Below are 17,641 nucleotides of genomic sequence, written 5' to 3'. Positions count from 1 at the left end.
GAAAGAAATAATTAGAAACACGCTTTTTTTATCGTTTTAACGAGTATTACGATTAACCAGCAGCAACGTTATCTTCAGGATAACTAAGCAATGTAGGTTTTGGACGCGCTAGCATATACGCTAATGTTAATGGACCAAGACGACCAATGATCATAACCACAATGATAATGTATTTACCTGGCTCAGAAAGGGTTGCACTTAAACCAGCGGTCACACCTACAGTTGCAAAGGCTGAAATGGTCTCAAACATGACCTCATAGAATGGTGCTTTTTCCGTTAGCATTAAAGCAAACATCGCTATCAGCAGCACAATTCCACTGACTACAATAATAGCCAGTGATTTGGTTACGGTTTGATTGGATATGGTACGTTTAAATAAAACGACACGATCTCGCTGCTTTAAAAATGACCATGTTGCTAAAATTGCAACAACAAAGGTCGATACTTTAATACCACCACCAGTTGATGTTGAACCTGCACCAATTAGCATTAAAAGCATCAGAACTAATAAACCAGGCTCCGTAAATGCGCCGATATTGACACTATTAAAGCCAGCTGTACGTACTGTTGCTGATTGAAAGAATGCTGCAAGCCATTGACCAGAAGTATTTAAGCTACCTAATGTTTGCATATTATCGTGTTCAAGCAACCAAATCATTATTGTGCCAACAAGTAATAATATTGGTGTCGCAATAATCATTATTTTTGAATGCAGTGATAAAAAATGAAAACCACGATGTGAATTTCGTTGTAAATCTGAAATAACCGTAAAGCCTAAACCCCCGAGAATAAAGAGCATAGCAATAGTAATAATCACTAAAGGATCATCAACATATTGGGTTAAATTATCAGAAAATAGTGAAAAACCCGCATTATTAAACGCTGATATTGAGTGGAAAACAGCCGTAAATAGGCCTTTATCCCATCCCATCATTGGTACCCAACGCAGTGATAGAAAAAATGTACCAATCAGTTCACAGACAATAACGAAAATGATGATGTGTTTAACCAGTAAACGTATATTGGTGAACTTTTCTTGCCCGAGTTGCTCTTTTGTTAGCGATTGTTGACGTAGACTAACGCGTAGGCCAAACATATATAACAAAACAGCAGATAAGGTCATTTGTCCAAGGCCACCAATCTGCATCAAGATCATCAATAATACTTTACCACTGGTCGTAAAGTGGGTGCCAGTATCAACAACTCCAAGTCCTGTAACACTAATCGCAGACGTTGCCGTAAAAAGCGCATCAACAAAACTTAAGCCGGATACAGAAAATACCGGTAAGGTTAATAAAATGGCACCAGGGATCAAAATCGCCAAAAAACTAAAGATAATGATTTTGGGTTCAGACCAACGTTTATTGCGCTTGTCTGTTTTTATAGGGACATACATAGCCCGATTAGGGATAAAACTCATAACTTTCTTAATGTTTCTGATAATACGTCTTCAGGGCCAGTAATAATTAAAATATCACCAACTTGCATTTCCATATCCATATCAGGAGCTTTGCGTACCTCTGGACCACGTTTAAGGGCCAGTACTTGGGTTTCATCGCTGCTTGCACAAGGATGTTGTGAAAGAGGTTTACCCATATTTCGTGCTGTTACTACAACTTCAGCTAAAGAAATGCCACTGCCAAGTTCTGAAAATTCAAATACACGTTTATCTAACATGTTGCGAGCAATACGAATGCCCATATCACGTTCTGGTCTTATGATTTTATCAGCGCCAATTTTTGAAAGGATTTTACAATGTGGGGTATCTTTGGCTTTGACCCAGACAGTTTTAACACCAGCATCTTTTAATAATAGTGTGGTTAAGATATTCGCATTGATATCGTCACCAATAGCAACCATTACTAAATCATAATCATCAAGTTTTAGTTCTGCAATGGTTGCTTCGTTTGAACAATCAGCAACGACAGCTTGTGTGGCAATATCTGCTGCTTGGCGAACACATGTTTCATTAACGTCAATAGCTAATACTTGTGCTCCACGCTCGCTAAGTTCTTCACATAGCGACATACCAAATCGGCCAAGGCCAATTACAGCAAACTGCTTATCTTCAGGATTCATTTTTTTTCCCCACATTACTTTTGAGTAATGCTTTATTTGTTTTGTTGTTGATTGTAAAAACATTGAATTAACAAATTAGCGATTTCTATGCTACTGAGTATCCATTTCGTTAAGTCATTTTTATTATGACGATGCACATAGAACCATCAAATTCCGGTTAGGTATAATTCTCGGATATTGCTCGCATTTTATATGTAATTCAAGTTAATGAGTTTCTGGTCTCATGGGTATTTTATTACAATCAAATAACATGCCAATCGTAACTATATGATTAAATGTGTATTTTATTGTATCGGTCGAAATATAAACAATAATAGCATTGAAAATAGTAATCTTATATTTAGCTCTAATTGTGTTATTCACTCAATATATGCTGAATTATCAGCCGATATTGTATGTCTATATTGCTTGTATAAGTCACAAATAGCGTTATTTATATATAGACAAAATAAACCTAAATAACCATTATTTTGTCAATAATTGGTCAGGGATTCGAATAAATAATAATGATATTAGCGTATTAATGCGTTGTTCGACAAATATAAGCCATTGCTCTAGCAACAATAAAGCCAGAGATTAATCCACCGGTATTGGCTACCAGATCGAGCCATTCGCCATAACGATTAACGTAAGGTTGAATCAACTCAATAGCGCCACTCCAACAAAAGAAAAAAACAGCAATCGCTAACCATTGCTTAGGTTTAACAAAAGCGACGGCAAAAATTAAAGCAGCGTAAGCAATGAAATGATGGGTTTTATCTGTACCAGCAACAACGGGTAATTCAGCTTGAGGAGTTAAAGATAAAACGGTAATAAGAATGAGTATGAGTAAGCTGATTAACTTCCAGTAGGCATGAAAAAATTGGCTAAAGCGTGACATCATAAATAACTCTCTTTAATAAAGGTAAAGGCGCAAATTATATCGATGACGATCCGTGTTAACAACAGCAATACTAACTGATAACTGCTTGATGATGGTTGAAATAATAACCATTTAAGATTTATTTATACTAATGTTAATTATAATTGAATAGAGATGGGCGATAACAACATTCTATGATGCATCATTGCCTTTAATATTATAAGTAAAGTTGAGTACGTCATGGCTAAAGTTCATATTTCTCAATTGCATCATACCTTTCAGAGAGCGTTGACTGATATGGTGGCAGGTGAGGCGATAGAAGCCAGAACATTTAAAAAAGATCGCGGTATTGTGGTGTTAAAGCAAGATGCAGATCATTTTATTTTTAAGCAATTTGGTTTCGATAATAAAACACTCGCTTTTGATAGCGTGAGCTTATTAAAGCAACTCAAAAAAGCCATTGCAAAAGAATTTCCCCGTAGCAATATGGCATGGATTGTCCATTTTAAAGGTGTGACTTCAATCGAGACACTAAGTACTGATCATACTCCTCAGCCAAGTTTGTTTTAATTACAAGTTTGTTTGAATTAAAAGGCACTTAGTTGTTTACTCAAGTGCCTTAATTTATATAAAGGTAGATACAAACCGGCTTATAAGGCTGCTTTTATCCATACCATACGGTGATCTGAAGATACGTCTTTTCCTGCGCCTTTTTTGCCAATGCGCACATCGTTAACAAGTAATCTACCTTGTTCGTCATGCGCAGGCCAATATACGCCAGAATCAGTAATACTAAGATTATTTGATGGAATAGCATGGTCGACTTGTAAACCAAAGTTACTGGTTAAACGATTTGGGTAAGGGTTATCTTGATGACATTCGCCATCACTAAAGCAAGTTTCAGCCCCTAAACTACGAGGAGTCTGTTCACCGTCTGTCGCTATTTGGTTAACACGATGGTGGTTTAATAAGCTTTCAATTGTTTGGCGGTAACCGTCACCGGCATAAGGATCAGCATTTAAATCACCAACAATCACAAACTTTTCATTTTCTGCAAGGCCACCGGTTGTACCTTTATCATCGTAAATAAAGTCGCCGTGGGTAATGTAATTATTCCAAAATTGAATCTCATCGCGGTTTTGCATTTTATTCTTTTGAGTCACCGTATCAAATACTGGTGGTGTTGGATGTGACATCAAAATATGAATGGTCTGCTCGCCATTAGCGGTTGGAATAATGATCGGTGCATCAACGTGATTTTTTGATGATAAGCGTAGATTATTCCATTCAGTAGGGGTGTACCAGTCATCACCACACGCCATACCTTTAGGTATTTTATTTTCAGGATCATTACAATTGGTGATTTTGGGCATTTCTGCTGAAGGAAGATCTTTCCATTTAAAGTTTTGGAAGGTACGAGTATTAGCTGTGTCGATTTTATATTGTGACATCAGAGAAAATCCGTATTGACCGTGATATAGACCAAATCCCCAGGCATCGTTGGGACCTGAATTTACTTTTCCATCGTTATTAAGATCAAAGCCACTCATTAAACCTGTATTGGTTGCATAGCTTTCAAGGAACGGGTATTTGATTGGTTTTAGCGTATCACCACCATCAATGCTATTTGGACTTTGACCAATAGAGAGATAATTATCTTGGAAACCTGTCAGTGCAGCAGTATTTTCACCTGTGCCATCATTATTAAACTCAGCTAAAAGAATGACATTAGGGCGTTTGGTTTGGATAATTGCAGCAACGTTACGGATTTGAATAATTTTAAGGGCTTTTTGTTTTTGTTCTGGAGTAAGAGTATTGTCATTAAAGCCTGTAATTAATGCTTGTTGCTCAACTGGAGAGGTTTGCATTTCATCAACGAGTTGCTCAAAGCTAGTGCGATCAAATGACAGATTAAAGGTAGCGATCGTGACATCCTTTGCCACGGGTTTAACGCTATTTGTATTATGACTATTACACCCACCTAATAGTGCTGAAGTAATAGCAATAGCAGCAAGACTTTTAATTAATTTCATCCGTAATCTCAGTTAATTCACAACAACTATCATTAGTTAGCTCAGAATTATACTGATAGATTTATTATTAATAGTGATCTCAACGGAGTTTTTATGTAATCAATACTGCTACAGCATCATGTTATTATTTAGTTTGGAACTAAGATCTATTTTTTACTTATGGTTGTTTATTTTCAGTTAAGCTATTAACTGTAGTTATTAATGCTGTATCAAGTTCTTCATTGGTTATTTTAGCAGTAACAAAGTCAAAATTATCATAAAAACTTGGTATTGATAGTGAGGCTTTTACTTCACCAGCAAAATACGGTGCAGAAGTAACGGCAGTGGTTAATACTGTGTTTGCGCCGCCAGGGCCTGGTGATGTGGCTAGTAACACCATTGGTTTGTTTTGGTACACTTTAGCATTAATACGTGATGCCCAATCAAATAGGTTTTTATAGGCGGCAGTGTATGAACCATTGTGTTCTGCAAAAGAGATGATTATTGCATCAGCTTGAGCGATACGATCTAAAAATTCTTGCGCTAATGATGGAATACCTGATTCAGTTTCACGATCAATACTATAGAGTGGCATTTCAAAATCATTAATATCTAATACTTCAACATTCGCATTTGGAACTAATGATGCTGCATATACTGCAAGATGCTTATTAATTGATTGGCGACTGCTGCTAGCTGCAAAAGTAAGTAATTTCATGTTTAATCCCTCATTATAATTTTTGATTCGCTATATTGATTGGCTAATAACGATACCTTGTTAGTGTTGTTCCAGTGTATATTGATAGTCTAAATTAATTAATAGACCAAAAGTATTTTAACTATTTCTATATGACTAATAATAAATTATTTGATGGCATCATTATTTTTGTGCAGGTTGTTAAAAGTGGTGCTTTTAGTTCAGCAGCTGAAGTGCTTGGGCATTCAAATTCACACATTAGTAAAGAAATTAATAAATTAGAAGCACGCCTCGGTGTACGATTGCTTAACCGTACAACACGCTCATTGGCATTGACTCCTGAAGGGGAGGCTTATTACCAAGAATGTACACAATTAATTATAGATGCAGAGCAAGCATTAGGGCTTATTTCACAAGACAGCTTAAATCCAAGAGGCACGCTTAAAATAAGTTGTCCGGTATGGTTAGGAACTCAATATTTACAGCAGGTATTTAGTGACTATTTAGCCTTGTATCCTGATATGCAATTAGATATTGATTTAAATGATAAAACGGTTGATGTTGTTGCTGATGGTTATGATCTAGCTATTCGTGCATCAGTTGCATTAACTGAATCAAGTATTATTTGCAAACGTCTTTTTAGTAGTCCGATATGTACCGTCGCTGCGCCAAGCTATTTACAAAAATTCGGTTTGCCAAAGCATCCTGCGGAACTGATTCATCATCAGTGTTTATGTTATAGCAATCTTAAAAAATCAAACCAATGGCAATTTACAGCGGTTGATGACAAGCCGTTTAATGTTGATGTACAACAAAAGTTACGATGTAACAGTGCACCAATGATGGTTGCTATGGCTGTAAATGGTGTAGGAATTTGCCACATCCCTCAGTTTTATATCGAATCAGAAGTAAAAAAAGGAGAGTTAGTGGCGTTATTGTCTGAATATGATCGTACATTAGTAAATGTGTATGTTGTTTATCCTAGTCGAAAACATTTATCAGTAAAAGTGAGGCGATTTATTGATCTGTTGGAGTTAAAAACAAGCAGGTAGTTGTTTTTTTAGTATATTGTCGTAAAAATTTACATTTTACATCTTTTATTTTTACGTTTTAGTGATATTTTCTAGCTCACAACAAGTTCGCTAATAGATTATTCTAGAATAGTGATTTTTAGGAAAGGGATAACCATAATGAATAATGAAATTCGACTACGTGCTTTAGAACAAACTGATTTACGATTCATTCATCAATTAAATAATAACCGTGCCATTATGTCATACTGGTTTGAAGAGCCGTATGAGTCATTTTATGAGCTGGAAGAGCTTTACCGTAAGCATATTCATGACAGCACTGAGCGACGTTTTATTGCTGAAAATAATGATAAAGAATCGATTGGTCTGGTTGAGCTCGTTGAGATCAACAGCATTCACCGTAGTGCAGAGTTCCAGATTATTATTGCACCTGATTTTCAAGGCTGTGGTTATGCGCGTGCATTAATTAATCGTGCTTTAAATTATGCCTTCACGATTTTGAATCTACATAAAGTGTATTTACACGTTGCGACTGAAAATGAAAAAGCGATTCATTTATATGAAGAGTGCGGTTTTATTGAAGAAGGCCATTTAGTGAAGGAAATCTTCATTAACGGTCAATATACTGACGTGAAGCGCATGTATATGTTGCAAGACGAGTATATCGCTAGTCGTAACAAATAATAAAATACCCTGACAGTGCAGTACTGTCAGGGTAATTATTTTTAACCTATTACTAATGCCTTAAGCTTCGGGTTATTGGTTAGATTGCCTATTTTTTATGCTGTTTCATGTGGGTATGAGGTGGAGGTATTGCTAGATTGCCAACGAGGATACTTTTTCATTATTTGTGAAAAAATAGGATCTTGATAATGCATCTCTAACCAAGCCTGTAATCGAGGGTAGGGAGCATGACGGAACCATTGCCGTTCAACATGAGAAAACTGACGAATAAAAGGTAAAATTGCATAGTCAGCAAGGCTTGGATTATCACCCATAAAGAAACGGTGTTTGTTAAGACGATCTTCAAGATCATCAAGAAAAGAACGACATAAATTACGATAAATAGTGATATTCTGATTATGGTAACGAATATCCGCTTTGTAGTGTTCAAGTGCAGCAATATATTTACAGTCATTACGAGCGATAAGATTGATCATATCAGTAAATAAATGACTGCTATCTGCTAAGAGTATATTTTGAGGATCATGTTGGTTTAGCGCCCAAATCATAATATTCAGACTTTCATCAATATAATCACCATTATTTAATACTAAAAGAGGGACAGTGCCTTTTGATGTTACTGCCATCATTTCGATGGGCTTGTCTTTTAGGGATATATCACGAATTTCCACGTCTTGTTCTGCCAAACGTAAACCTAAACGCGCTCGAATAGCATAAGGGCATTGACGTAAACTATATAATATTGGTTTTGTCATCTGATCCCTCCCAAAAATTCTGTCCTTTAATGATAATTAAGTTTAGTACATATTCTTAATAATAAGATATCGACTGTGATTTTAATGCGATGGAGAACAAAATAATGCTGTTCTAGATAGTATTGCTATGAGTATATTAGGTATACAGTTTGATAGATTTTATACAAGAAGATGACCAACCTATGATGACATCAGTTGCAAAACTTGAACATTACCGCTTATGCCAGCATCAGGCTTTTATGCGGCAACCTATGCCGTCTCTAGATAGTCGTATTCGTGAGTTAAAAAAATTAAAGCAATTGATAATCCAAAATCAGTCACAGATTTGTCAAGCAATAGCCACTGATTTTGGCTGTCGTTCGGCTAGTGAAACAGCTCTTCTTGAAATATTTACTTCTTTAGAATCAATTAATGATGCGATTAAGCGTTTGCCAACATGGATGCAACCGCAGCGACGGCATACATCGTTATGGTTTAAGCCTGCAAAGAATAAAGTTATTCCACAACCACTGGGTGTAGTCGGTATTATTGTGCCGTGGAATTATCCACTATTTTTGACGATTGCGCCGATGGTTGCAGCATTAGCTGCGGGTAATCGTGTAATGGTGAAAATGTCAGAAAATTCAAAGTCTTTGTGTCAGTTATTACAGCAATTGTTTGGTCATGAATTTAATGAGGAGCAAATATGCATTATTGCCGAAGAGGGACACACCGGCATCGCTTTTTCACAGCTAGCGTTTGATCATCTGATTTTTACGGGCTCTACTGCGACAGGTAAAGCTGTTATGGCGGCAGCCGCAACTAATTTAGTACCTGTAACGTTGGAACTTGGCGGTAAATCACCGGTTATTTTGGCTGATGATTATGATCTACATACGGCTTTATCACGTATTCTTGGCGGTAAGGTTTATAACAGTGGTCAAACTTGTGTTGCGCCTGATTATTTGTTGATCCCTGAAGGGTCAGAAAATGAACTGATTAAACACGCGCAATCAATCATGGCGCAACGGTTTACCGATATTCAGCATTCTGATTATACCTCAATTATTGATGATGCTGCTTTTGCTCGTTTGTGCGATACCGTCAAAGATGCACAGCAGCAGGGCGCAAAGGTAATTAATTTAATTCCTCATTCAGTTCCTGATCCACAACTTCGCAAATTTCCGTTACAACTTATTTGTCAGCCAACAGATACGATGGTAGTTATGCAACGTGAAATCTTTGGACCATTATTACCAATAGTGACCTATAAGAACCTTCAACAAGCATTGGATTATATTAATGTTCGAGAGCGTCCATTAGCATTGTATTTATTCAGTAATGATAAAGCAGTACAACAGCAAGTATTAGACCAAACACGTTCAGGTGGGGTTGCATTGAATGATGTTATGTTACATGTCGCGCAGGATGATTTACCTTTTGGTGGTATAGGTCACAGTGGAATGGGGCATTATCATGGTCGTGAAGGTTTTGAACAATTGTCCAAAATGCGCCCTGTAATGCAACAAGCAGCGTTGAGTTCAACTAAGTATCTTTATGCACCGTATGGAAAAATAGGTAAGCGATTGATTAACTTTATTATAAATAGAAAGCTATCTCGATATGAATGAGCAAAAAACAATAACATATGTCGGATTTTGGCCACGAGTATTAGCCAGTTTAGTTGATACAGCAATTGTCGCTTTAATTACAGCGCCACTTATGTATCTTGCGTATGGTGAAATGTACCCATCAACCGATAGTTTTGCTGTTGGGCCGATGGATGTAATGATTAATTACTTATTGCCGTTTGTTGGGGTGATTTTATTTTGGATTTATAAATCAGCCACACCAGGGAAAATGGTTATTAAAGCACAGATAGTTGATGCTAATACTGGTAATAAACCCAGCGTGAAGCAATCGTTGATACGTTATTTAGGCTATTTTGTATCAACCATTCCTTTTGGACTTGGTTTAATGTGGGTTGGCTGGGATAAAAGAAAGCAGGGTTGGCATGATAAATTAGCCGGTACTGTTGTGGTTAAACCGTAGCAATAAAGCGACCCAAAAAAACGACTGGCGTAATACAAGAAAGCCCTTGCTGTGATTAAACAGCAAGGGCTTTCTTTATTCTCAATACAGTAAGAATTACTTCTTAGTGTAAGCTGAGATGATCACCATTTGCACACCGTCAGCACGACCTTGGATGTGAAGTGGGTTATCAGTCAAGCTGATGTTACGTACTGGCGTACCACGCTTGATAACCATGCTTGAACCTTTAACTGGTAGATCTTTAATGATAGTTACGCTATCACCAGCTTGAAGGATGGCACCGTTTGCATCACGGGTAGGGATTGAAGCTTGTTCTTCTTCAACAAGACCTTTTTCAGCCCATTCTTTCACGTCATCTTCTAAGTACATCATATCAACTAGGTCCATCGCCCAGTCAGTTTTAGCAGAAAGACGCTTAAGCTGGCGGTAAACCATAACTTGAACAGCAGGAACTTGACTCCACATGGTGTCGTTTAGACAACGCCAATGGTTTTCGTCAGTTGTTTCTGGATTCTCAAGCTGACCACGGCAAGTATCACAAAGTAGTACACAGCAACCCGCGCTCTTGTCTTCAGAAGCAGGAACAGCGTATACCGCTAGATTATTTTCAGAAGAACATAGCTCACATTTTGATTCGCTACGCGTTTTTAATGCTTGTTCGATAGTCATGGGAATTGTCCATTGATTTATTGTGCCAATATTATGCCGTTCTATTGTACAGAAGAAAAGCAAACATGTCCCTGATCACGAAATTTATAGTACAACAGACTGTTTAATATTCATCTGTCTTTATTTGGTTAACTTAATAGATCGAATAACGTTTCATATTTAACAATATAGACATGTAGATACTAATAAGATAGCGCGTATTAGTCATATAACACGATAGGTAATATGTGGCGCAGTTACATCAAAAAATGAAGCCTATCGCAGTGTGTTAGTTTCGATCAGCGCATAAACCATGATAGAGGTAAGCTATAGCGATTATTATTAATTCAAAGGAAAACAAGGATGTTCCAGTATAAATACAGTGCTTTGATGTTAGCTATTGTTGCTAGTATGAGTTCTCCCGTATATGCATCATCAAATATTGTTTCGCCGTATGTAGTTGGTGGCGATGATGTTGATAGTAATACCCCTGCAAGTGAAAATTTTATGGCATCATTGCGAAATAATAAAGCAGGAGAAGAGCCATTTTGTGGTGCAACGATTATCAATAAGCAGTGGGTATTAACCGCAGCCCATTGTGTTGTTGATGGGGATGGTAAAAATGCAGTGGTGATGGCTCCTTCTGATATTACGATTACCGCAGGGTTACTTGATAATAGCTACCCACAAAAAAAACATCTATTTTCAGCTACGCATGTGGTTATACATCCTGATTATAGTCCGATAGCTGTGATAAAAAAGACAACAGTTAATGATCAAGTGATTACTGAAATTGTTAGTTCGGTACTAGATAATGATGTTGCTCTAATACGGGTAGACCGTGAGTTTATTGATTTAGGTGAAGTTACATTAGCAACATCATCGCAATCACAGTTGATTGAGCAACGCTTAAAAACAGAATGGGAAGTGGCTAATGATCCTATACCTACAGACCATCGTCCTGAAAATATTACTGTCTTAGGATGGGGAGCAACGACAGTAGAGGGAAGTAAACCATCACCAACTCTAAAGCAGGCAAAGCTGAGCTTTTTCCCTATAGATTTGTGTTACGAGCGTATTGAGTCTCATGATAATCCGGGCTTAATTATTAATAATCCTGTACTTGGAGATTTAACTAAATTATGTACTTTGCCTCCTGTTGTTATTGCCGATGCTACTGGTGCTGACGCTTGTAAAGGTGATAGCGGCGGTCCTATTTTTGCCACTGATAGTGACGGTAATCAGTTGCAGGTGGGTATAGTCAGCGGTGGTACTAACGGTGATCCTGTTTGTGGCTCAATGACACGTCCTGGTTTTTATGCTCGTGTCGGTAATTATACCGATTGGATTGCAGATAACAGTAGTAAAGTGCCAGCGAATCCAATTACGCCACCAGATTTCATTATTGATCAAGATGATGGCGGTACAGGCGGTGGCGGTACAGGTGGTGGCGGTACAGGCGGTGGCGGTACAGGCGGTGGCGGTACAGGCGGTGGCGGTACAGGTGGTGGCGGTACAGGTGGTGGCGGTACAGGTGGTGGCGGTACAGGTGGTGGCGGTACAGGCGGTGGTGATGAAGACTGTAATGACAGCCTTTCAGCTAACAATTGTAATATAGGTAAAGATCGTGATGGCGGCGGTAGTTTTGGTTTTATTGGCTTATTAATGCTTTTTAGCAGTGCATTTTTTAGACGTTTAAGTGTTTAAATAGCACAAAAATAGTAATAACAATACGATTAAACTGTTACAAACAGCTAGATTTAGAGTGATGTATATGGAAATCTACTTTATTGGTGGGTTTCCATTTTTTTTTCAATGTAAACAATGTGATGCTATAAAACCACTGAAATTATAATCCGTAGCAGTATTCTTTTTATCCTATTTAAATTTTGGGAATGTAATGCTGGTATATTTATAAAGCACAGAATTATTTAATGTATAAGTAGCATTTTATTAACAAATGATATGTTTTTAAAAATGAAATAAATTAATAAAAGTGTTTATTTATTGAGCTACCATATGTGTAAGCAATAGCTCCATTTATTTTTATTGTTTAAAATCAATTTGTTAATGTGTTTTTTCATAGTCGGTTATATTATCTGAATTAATAACACTATGTTTTATTAGTTTATCCCCAAAAATGTGTTTATCCACAGAAGCTGTGCATAACTCTGTGGGAAATGCGCTAAAGCTAGATTTGGTGCAGTCTCTGGCAAAGTCAACATATAGTTAATTGAAATTTGTTAATAACGATAAATTTATTGATTTAGTTCAATGATCAAACAGAAAGGCTATTTTCTGTATTTGGGATTAAAATAAAGTTTAATATTTAAAATATAAAACTATAACCAAATCGTTATTAAACGCTAAATGTTGAAATAGTGTTTCTAATATAATGAAATCATCATTCGCTAGCGAAATAATTTCTTATTAACGACAAGCTTGTATGTCTTATAAAAATATAGAAGTAAAATAGTGTGATCTATGTATTGAAATGACTGATATTTTTTTATTTTGAGTGCCGAAATAATTATATTTAGCGACTATCCATTATTGATGTAGTTATTGGTAGTGGTTTCATTTCTTTAATAATAGAGCGCGGTATGTCATTTTCAATTGTTCAACGTACCATTGCTGGATTTACGTTAATGCTAGTGCTTATTCTCATTATCGGTGGGGTAAGTTATGGTAATACGGATAGAATCCACAGTCGATTACAGCACGTTACTGAAATATCAACACCGATGGTGATCTCTGCTAGTCAACTATTAGCAAGTCTGCGAGAAAATCAGTTAACAGTGATTGATTATCAAACGACAACCAATATTGATTTATTAGCGCTAAAAAAAGTGGATGTTCAAAAAGCGGAACATCGGTTTCGATTATTAGAGCAACAAGCTCAAAATTACGCTACTGATCAAAAAGCACAGGCTGAATTAGCAACGGCACTATCGGCAGCAAATACTTTTTTTACGTCATCAAATTCTGCCATTGAACGTTATAACCAATGGTTAGGGGTTAAACGTCAGCATCAACGATTAAATCTTGAATTTATTCATCTAGAAGATACTTACCAATCAGCAGCTAATTTACTTATTCAAAGTGCTAGTCATAAACGCTCATTACGCAATAGAGCGGAATTGATCACCAGTGGTATTAGCCGTGATTTAAAAAATGTTCGTCGAGCAAATCCGCAAACAGATCTTAAAGCGCTATCGAAAGTATTAACCAAAGATATTGAAATGGCAAAGCAAGGTATTGCACGTATTGATGTCGCTAAAGATGTAAAAGCACGTTATAGCAAAAATCTAAACCGTGTTTATGAGCTGACATTAGGGGAAAATAGCATGCTTGCGGTGATGGAAAAACAACATCGCCTAGCCACAGAACTCGCGGCATTAAATGAAAAATCAAATCAACAAGTAACCGTAACGCAACAAGCATTAACAGCATATATGGAATACGCTCAAGCGAATGCTAAAGCAAGCCAACATGCTGCTGATGACGCTGCAAAGCAAGCGACATTAAGTATTATTATTGCTGCTATTATTTCTGCTGTCATTGCATTAGTTGTCGCCGTGACGACTGCGAAAAGTATTCATACGCCTTTAGTTAAGATTAATGCAGTATTAAAGAAAATGACTGCTGGTGATATGACACAACGGACAAATTATCAATCACGGTGTGAATTTGGTGCATTATCACGTTCAATTGATCAATTATCTGCAAGCATGGCCGAGATTTTAACCCAGATAAATGTTGGCTCTACTCATTTAGTGGAAGAAGCAACCAAGACAGCACTTACTAGCGAAAAAGCCATGAATCGTGTTGAAGATCAAAAGTCTCGAACTGATCAAGTTGCAGCGGCTATTTCAGAATTAGAAGTTAGCGCCAAAGAAATTTCACGCTCTTCAGAACAAACGGTTGAAGAAGTAAATGAAGTTAACCAAGCTGCGCAACAAGGACGAGAGTTAGTGTTAACCAGCCGTACTATCACCGAGCAACTTGCGGTTGAAATGACAGAAGCTGTAGCTATTACTCAAAAGTTATCTGAATTTTCTAAAAATATTGGCAGTATTTTAGGTGTCATTCGTAGTATTGCAGAACAAACTAATCTGTTAGCCCTAAATGCTGCAATTGAGGCCGCGCGCGCTGGCGATCAAGGTCGCGGATTTGCTGTTGTTGCCGATGAAGTAAGAGCACTTGCTAATCGCACTCAACAGTCAACGGAAGAAATTCAGCAAATGATCACTAATTTGCAGCAAAACGCGTTGCAAGTATCGCAAGTGATGACCCGTTCACAAACACAAACTGAGCAATGTGTTGAACAAGCTCGCTCAACAGATATTGCGTTACAAACCATTGCTGAGCGAATGCATCTTATTTTAGATATGGCTATTCAAGTAGCCCATGCGACAGAAGAACAAATTTCTGTGAGTCAAGATGTGTCGGAGCATATCAATGGTATTGCGGCTGTGGCATATAACGCAGAAAGTGAAGCGAGGGAGTCTGCACAAAGCAGCGAAGCGTTATCACAACTGGCAACTCAACAACGTCAATTGATTGAACGCTTTAAGGTCTAATTATGCAAACTTTCTCAGTATCTAAATATGCACGTAACTCTCTTAAAACGCTAACAAAAGTGTTTTGTTACTCAGTTTTATTCGTTCCCACTTTAGCGATAGCAAATGTACAGCCAATCAGTGGTGAGGTAGTGATCGATTCGTGGCGGAATGATAATGCTATTTGGGATCAAACCATTATTCCTGCGTTTAATAAACACTACCCAAATATTAACGTTACCTATCGTTCTCCAGCTGATCCATCGACGTTTAATCAACAGTTAAATAGTGATTTAGCTAAGGGGACGGCAGGCGATTTGATTGCGTGTCGTCCTTTTGATGGTTCATTAACATTATTTAAGCAAGGTCATTTTAGTGATATTACTGAAATGCAAGGTATGGAAAATTTTCCTAGTTTTGCATTAGGACCCTGGCAAACAGATTCTGGCGCTCAGACATTTTGCTTACCAATGGCGTCAGTTATTCATGGCTTTTTTTACAATAAAACCATTTTTTCAGATTTAAATCTGCAAGTGCCAGCTACAACCACTGAATTTAAACACGTACTTGAAAAAATTAAAGCCAGCCAACGTTATGTGCCGCTAGCATTGGGCACCAAAGACAAGTGGGAAGCCGCGACAATGGGGTTTCAAAATATTGGACCTAACTATTGGCAAGGCGAAGATGGACGCTTAGGATTAATCCAAGCGCAACAACGTTTTACTGATACTGCATATCTTAATGTATATCGTGAATTGGCAAGTTGGAGACCATATTTAGGTAATAATTATCAGCAGCGTAGCTATGCCAATGCTATTGAGTTATTTAAAACGGGTAAAGCAGCTATCTATCCAACAGGATCGTGGGATATTTCTACTTTTGCTAATAGCGTTGATTTTGGTGTATTTGCTCCACCTGTGGTTAATAAAGGCGATGAGTGTTACATCAGTGATCATACTGATTTAGGCATGGGCTTAAATAGCGCATCAGAAAAAAATGCCGCCGCAACTGTATTTTTACAATGGATGACCACTGCTGAATTTGCTGAATTACTAACGAATGCGATACCGGGATTTTTTTCATTATCAAATCACTTTTTTGATGTTCAACATCCAATAGCAAATGAAATGATGACATGGCGTAACAACTGCGACTCTACGATCCGTAACTCAGCGCAAATATTGTCACGTGGTACACCTGATTTTGAACTGCAATTATGGGAAACCAGTGTTGAAGTGTTAAATGGTACCATGACCCCAGAAGAGGCTGTAACGACGGTTCAAATAGGGTTAAATAGTTGGTATCAACCACAACGAGATGCCAAAACGTTAGCCGAAATGTGTCAAGCGATTACCCCTATGGCAGCATCCGTTCAGCCATCAATGATCACTGATCCTAGCTTGTAGCTCAAACGTATTTAAATGCATCACTAATCAGCACCTTAATCTAAATATTAACGAGAATGATGAGCTGATTGTTGATGCATGGTTGATATAGGTATATTAAGCATATTACTATGCCGATGTTTTCTTTTTGGATGATAGATTGTGTCAAAGATATTAGTTGTTGATGATGATATTCAGTTGTGTGAATTACTGACAGAAGTGCTTGAGGATGAAGGCCACGATGTGAGTTGTGTTCATTGTGGTGAATCAGCGATTGAGTATCTGCAAAATAAAGGTGTCGATTTAGTTTTACTTGATGTCATGTTACCTAATCTCGACGGTATGCAAGTCGCACGACGCATTTGCCAACGGTTTGCGACCCCGATCTTAATGCTAACGGCATTAGGTGATGAAGCAACCATGCTCGATGGATTACAGGCTGGAGCAGATCACTTTATTACAAAACCGTTTAAAGTACCTGAATTACTGACACGGATCAGTGCGATTTTACGCCGAGTTGGACTTGAGCGACAACGACATCAGATCCGTTCTGGTGCAGAAAACATGGCAGCAGAAATGTCGCGTTTACCATTAACCAGCACTGAAGCTGAATTGTTAGAATATTTAATTAAACATGACGGTATTGTGGTCTCAAAAGCTGAACTACAACAGCAAGTTCTAAAAAAAGAACTGAGTCCTTTTGACCGTAATTTAGATATGCATATCAGTAATATACGCCGTAAAATCGTGTTGGCTGGAATGTCTAAATTGCACATTAAAACGGTACGAGGCCGTGGTTATAGTTACACCGAAAGTGTTAATCAATAATTAAAAGGATCATGGTGTGGAAAGCCTTTCTCAGCGTAAAGCATGGTATAAACCGCATCAACAGCAT

General features: G+C 37.5%; 16 protein-coding genes. 9 read left to right on the top strand and 7 right to left on the bottom strand.

Features of this window, described 5'->3' with window-relative positions; genetic code table 11:
• Nucleotides 1-52: 52 nt before the first annotated feature.
• The 3 genes from PAND9192_RS07740 to PAND9192_RS07730 form a co-directional block, all read right to left on the bottom strand.
• Nucleotides 53-1,420, bottom strand: a complete 1,368-nt coding sequence (locus tag PAND9192_RS07740) for a TrkH family potassium uptake protein (protein ID WP_087853274.1) — start codon at nucleotides 1,418-1,420, stop codon at nucleotides 53-55.
• Complete coding sequence (locus PAND9192_RS07735; protein ID WP_200817791.1) at nucleotides 1,417-2,079, bottom strand: potassium channel family protein; 663 nt, start codon at nucleotides 2,077-2,079, stop codon at nucleotides 1,417-1,419. The genes PAND9192_RS07740 and PAND9192_RS07735 overlap by 4 nt, the downstream gene beginning before the upstream one ends.
• Before the next feature lie 520 nt (nucleotides 2,080-2,599).
• Nucleotides 2,600-2,962 carry a VanZ family protein gene (locus PAND9192_RS07730; protein WP_234999016.1) on the bottom strand — a complete coding sequence of 121 codons (363 nt, stop codon included), beginning with the start codon at nucleotides 2,960-2,962 and terminating at the stop codon, nucleotides 2,600-2,602.
• 219 nt (nucleotides 2,963-3,181) lie between these two features.
• Between PAND9192_RS07730 and PAND9192_RS07725 the strand changes: the two genes are divergently transcribed.
• The gene (locus tag PAND9192_RS07725; protein WP_087853272.1) at nucleotides 3,182-3,511 is read left to right on the top strand and encodes a hypothetical protein; all 330 of its coding nucleotides are present in this window, start codon (nucleotides 3,182-3,184) and stop codon (nucleotides 3,509-3,511) included.
• 80 nt (nucleotides 3,512-3,591) lie between these two features.
• Here PAND9192_RS07725 and PAND9192_RS07720 read toward each other — a convergent pair whose 3' ends face one another.
• Nucleotides 3,592-4,974: an endonuclease/exonuclease/phosphatase family protein gene (locus PAND9192_RS07720; protein WP_087853271.1), complete on the bottom strand. Its 1,383-nt coding sequence runs from the start codon at nucleotides 4,972-4,974 to the stop codon at nucleotides 3,592-3,594.
• A 157-nt stretch (nucleotides 4,975-5,131) separates the two neighbouring features.
• Nucleotides 5,132-5,671 (bottom strand): NADPH-dependent FMN reductase, encoded by a 540-nt coding sequence (locus tag PAND9192_RS07715; protein ID WP_087853270.1) that lies wholly within the window; start codon nucleotides 5,669-5,671, stop codon nucleotides 5,132-5,134.
• 131 nt (nucleotides 5,672-5,802) lie between these two features.
• Between PAND9192_RS07715 and PAND9192_RS07710 the strand changes: the two genes are divergently transcribed.
• Together PAND9192_RS07710 and speG are read left to right on the top strand one after the other, a co-directional pair.
• On the top strand, nucleotides 5,803-6,702 hold the full coding sequence (locus PAND9192_RS07710; protein ID WP_087853269.1) for a LysR family transcriptional regulator: 900 nt from the start codon (nucleotides 5,803-5,805) through the stop codon (nucleotides 6,700-6,702).
• Between the two features lie 138 nt (nucleotides 6,703-6,840).
• Nucleotides 6,841-7,365, top strand: a complete 525-nt coding sequence (gene speG, locus PAND9192_RS07705; RefSeq protein ID WP_060999366.1) for a spermidine N1-acetyltransferase — start codon at nucleotides 6,841-6,843, stop codon at nucleotides 7,363-7,365.
• Between the two features lie 95 nt (nucleotides 7,366-7,460).
• Here speG and PAND9192_RS07700 read toward each other — a convergent pair whose 3' ends face one another.
• Nucleotides 7,461-8,120, bottom strand: a complete 660-nt coding sequence (locus PAND9192_RS07700) for a glutathione S-transferase (RefSeq protein WP_087853268.1) — start codon at nucleotides 8,118-8,120, stop codon at nucleotides 7,461-7,463.
• A 182-nt stretch (nucleotides 8,121-8,302) separates the two neighbouring features.
• On the opposite strand from PAND9192_RS07700, the gene PAND9192_RS07695 reads away from it, so the two are divergent.
• Nucleotides 8,303-9,730 (top strand): coniferyl aldehyde dehydrogenase, encoded by a 1,428-nt coding sequence (locus tag PAND9192_RS07695; protein WP_234999014.1) that lies wholly within the window; start codon nucleotides 8,303-8,305, stop codon nucleotides 9,728-9,730.
• Entirely contained in the window at nucleotides 9,723-10,151 is a 429-nt protein-coding gene (locus PAND9192_RS07690; protein WP_087853267.1) for an RDD family protein, read from the top strand. The genes PAND9192_RS07695 and PAND9192_RS07690 overlap by 8 nt, the downstream gene beginning before the upstream one ends.
• Nucleotides 10,152-10,247: 96 nt before the next feature.
• On the opposite strand, the gene PAND9192_RS07685 is transcribed toward PAND9192_RS07690, so the two are convergent.
• Nucleotides 10,248-10,820, bottom strand: a complete 573-nt coding sequence (locus tag PAND9192_RS07685) for a PhnA domain-containing protein (RefSeq protein WP_060999361.1) — start codon at nucleotides 10,818-10,820, stop codon at nucleotides 10,248-10,250.
• A gap of 342 nt (nucleotides 10,821-11,162) precedes the next feature.
• Between PAND9192_RS07685 and PAND9192_RS20795 the strand changes: the two genes are divergently transcribed.
• The 4 genes from PAND9192_RS20795 (at nucleotide 11,163) to PAND9192_RS07665 (ending at nucleotide 17,574) form a co-directional block, all read left to right on the top strand.
• Entirely contained in the window at nucleotides 11,163-12,506 is a 1,344-nt protein-coding gene (locus PAND9192_RS20795) for a trypsin-like serine protease (RefSeq protein ID WP_087853266.1), read from the top strand.
• Between the two features lie 896 nt (nucleotides 12,507-13,402).
• Nucleotides 13,403-15,382: a methyl-accepting chemotaxis protein gene (locus PAND9192_RS07675; protein WP_087853265.1), complete on the top strand. Its 1,980-nt coding sequence runs from the start codon at nucleotides 13,403-13,405 to the stop codon at nucleotides 15,380-15,382.
• 2 nt (nucleotides 15,383-15,384) lie between these two features.
• Nucleotides 15,385-16,767: an ABC transporter substrate-binding protein gene (locus tag PAND9192_RS07670; protein ID WP_087853264.1), complete on the top strand. Its 1,383-nt coding sequence runs from the start codon at nucleotides 15,385-15,387 to the stop codon at nucleotides 16,765-16,767.
• A 141-nt stretch (nucleotides 16,768-16,908) separates the two neighbouring features.
• Complete coding sequence (locus PAND9192_RS07665) at nucleotides 16,909-17,574, top strand: response regulator transcription factor (RefSeq protein ID WP_065166800.1); 666 nt, start codon at nucleotides 16,909-16,911, stop codon at nucleotides 17,572-17,574.
• The last annotated feature ends 67 nt before the right edge of the window (nucleotides 17,575-17,641 follow it).

The organism is Photobacterium andalusiense (genome assembly GCF_900185625.1).
GTDB classification, from domain to species: domain Bacteria; phylum Pseudomonadota; class Gammaproteobacteria; order Enterobacterales; family Vibrionaceae; genus Photobacterium; species Photobacterium aquimaris.
The sequence above is the reverse complement of the archived record's forward strand: the minus strand, read 5'-3'. Positions and strand labels throughout refer to the sequence as shown.

Excerpts from the sequence above, each read along its gene's own strand:
- PAND9192_RS07740 (WP_087853274.1), bottom strand. The coding sequence starts at position 1,420 with ATGAGTTTTATCCCTAATCGGGCTATGTATGTCCCTATAAAAACAGAC.
- PAND9192_RS07735 (WP_200817791.1), bottom strand. The coding sequence starts at position 2,079 with ATGAATCCTGAAGATAAGCAGTTTGCTGTAATTGGCCTTGGCCGATTT.
- PAND9192_RS07730 (WP_234999016.1), bottom strand. The coding sequence starts at position 2,962 with ATGATGTCACGCTTTAGCCAATTTTTTCATGCCTACTGGAAGTTAATC.
- PAND9192_RS07725 (WP_087853272.1), top strand. The coding sequence starts at position 3,182 with ATGGCTAAAGTTCATATTTCTCAATTGCATCATACCTTTCAGAGAGCG.
- PAND9192_RS07720 (WP_087853271.1), bottom strand. The coding sequence starts at position 4,974 with ATGAAATTAATTAAAAGTCTTGCTGCTATTGCTATTACTTCAGCACTA.
- PAND9192_RS07715 (WP_087853270.1), bottom strand. The coding sequence starts at position 5,671 with ATGAAATTACTTACTTTTGCAGCTAGCAGCAGTCGCCAATCAATTAAT.
- PAND9192_RS07710 (WP_087853269.1), top strand. The coding sequence starts at position 5,803 with ATGACTAATAATAAATTATTTGATGGCATCATTATTTTTGTGCAGGTT.
- speG (WP_060999366.1), top strand. The coding sequence starts at position 6,841 with ATGAATAATGAAATTCGACTACGTGCTTTAGAACAAACTGATTTACGA.
- PAND9192_RS07700 (WP_087853268.1), bottom strand. The coding sequence starts at position 8,120 with ATGACAAAACCAATATTATATAGTTTACGTCAATGCCCTTATGCTATT.
- PAND9192_RS07695 (WP_234999014.1), top strand. The coding sequence starts at position 8,303 with ATGATGACATCAGTTGCAAAACTTGAACATTACCGCTTATGCCAGCAT.
- PAND9192_RS07690 (WP_087853267.1), top strand. The coding sequence starts at position 9,723 with ATGAATGAGCAAAAAACAATAACATATGTCGGATTTTGGCCACGAGTA.
- PAND9192_RS07685 (WP_060999361.1), bottom strand. The coding sequence starts at position 10,820 with ATGACTATCGAACAAGCATTAAAAACGCGTAGCGAATCAAAATGTGAG.
- PAND9192_RS20795 (WP_087853266.1), top strand. The coding sequence starts at position 11,163 with ATGTTCCAGTATAAATACAGTGCTTTGATGTTAGCTATTGTTGCTAGT.
- PAND9192_RS07675 (WP_087853265.1), top strand. The coding sequence starts at position 13,403 with ATGTCATTTTCAATTGTTCAACGTACCATTGCTGGATTTACGTTAATG.
- PAND9192_RS07670 (WP_087853264.1), top strand. The coding sequence starts at position 15,385 with ATGCAAACTTTCTCAGTATCTAAATATGCACGTAACTCTCTTAAAACG.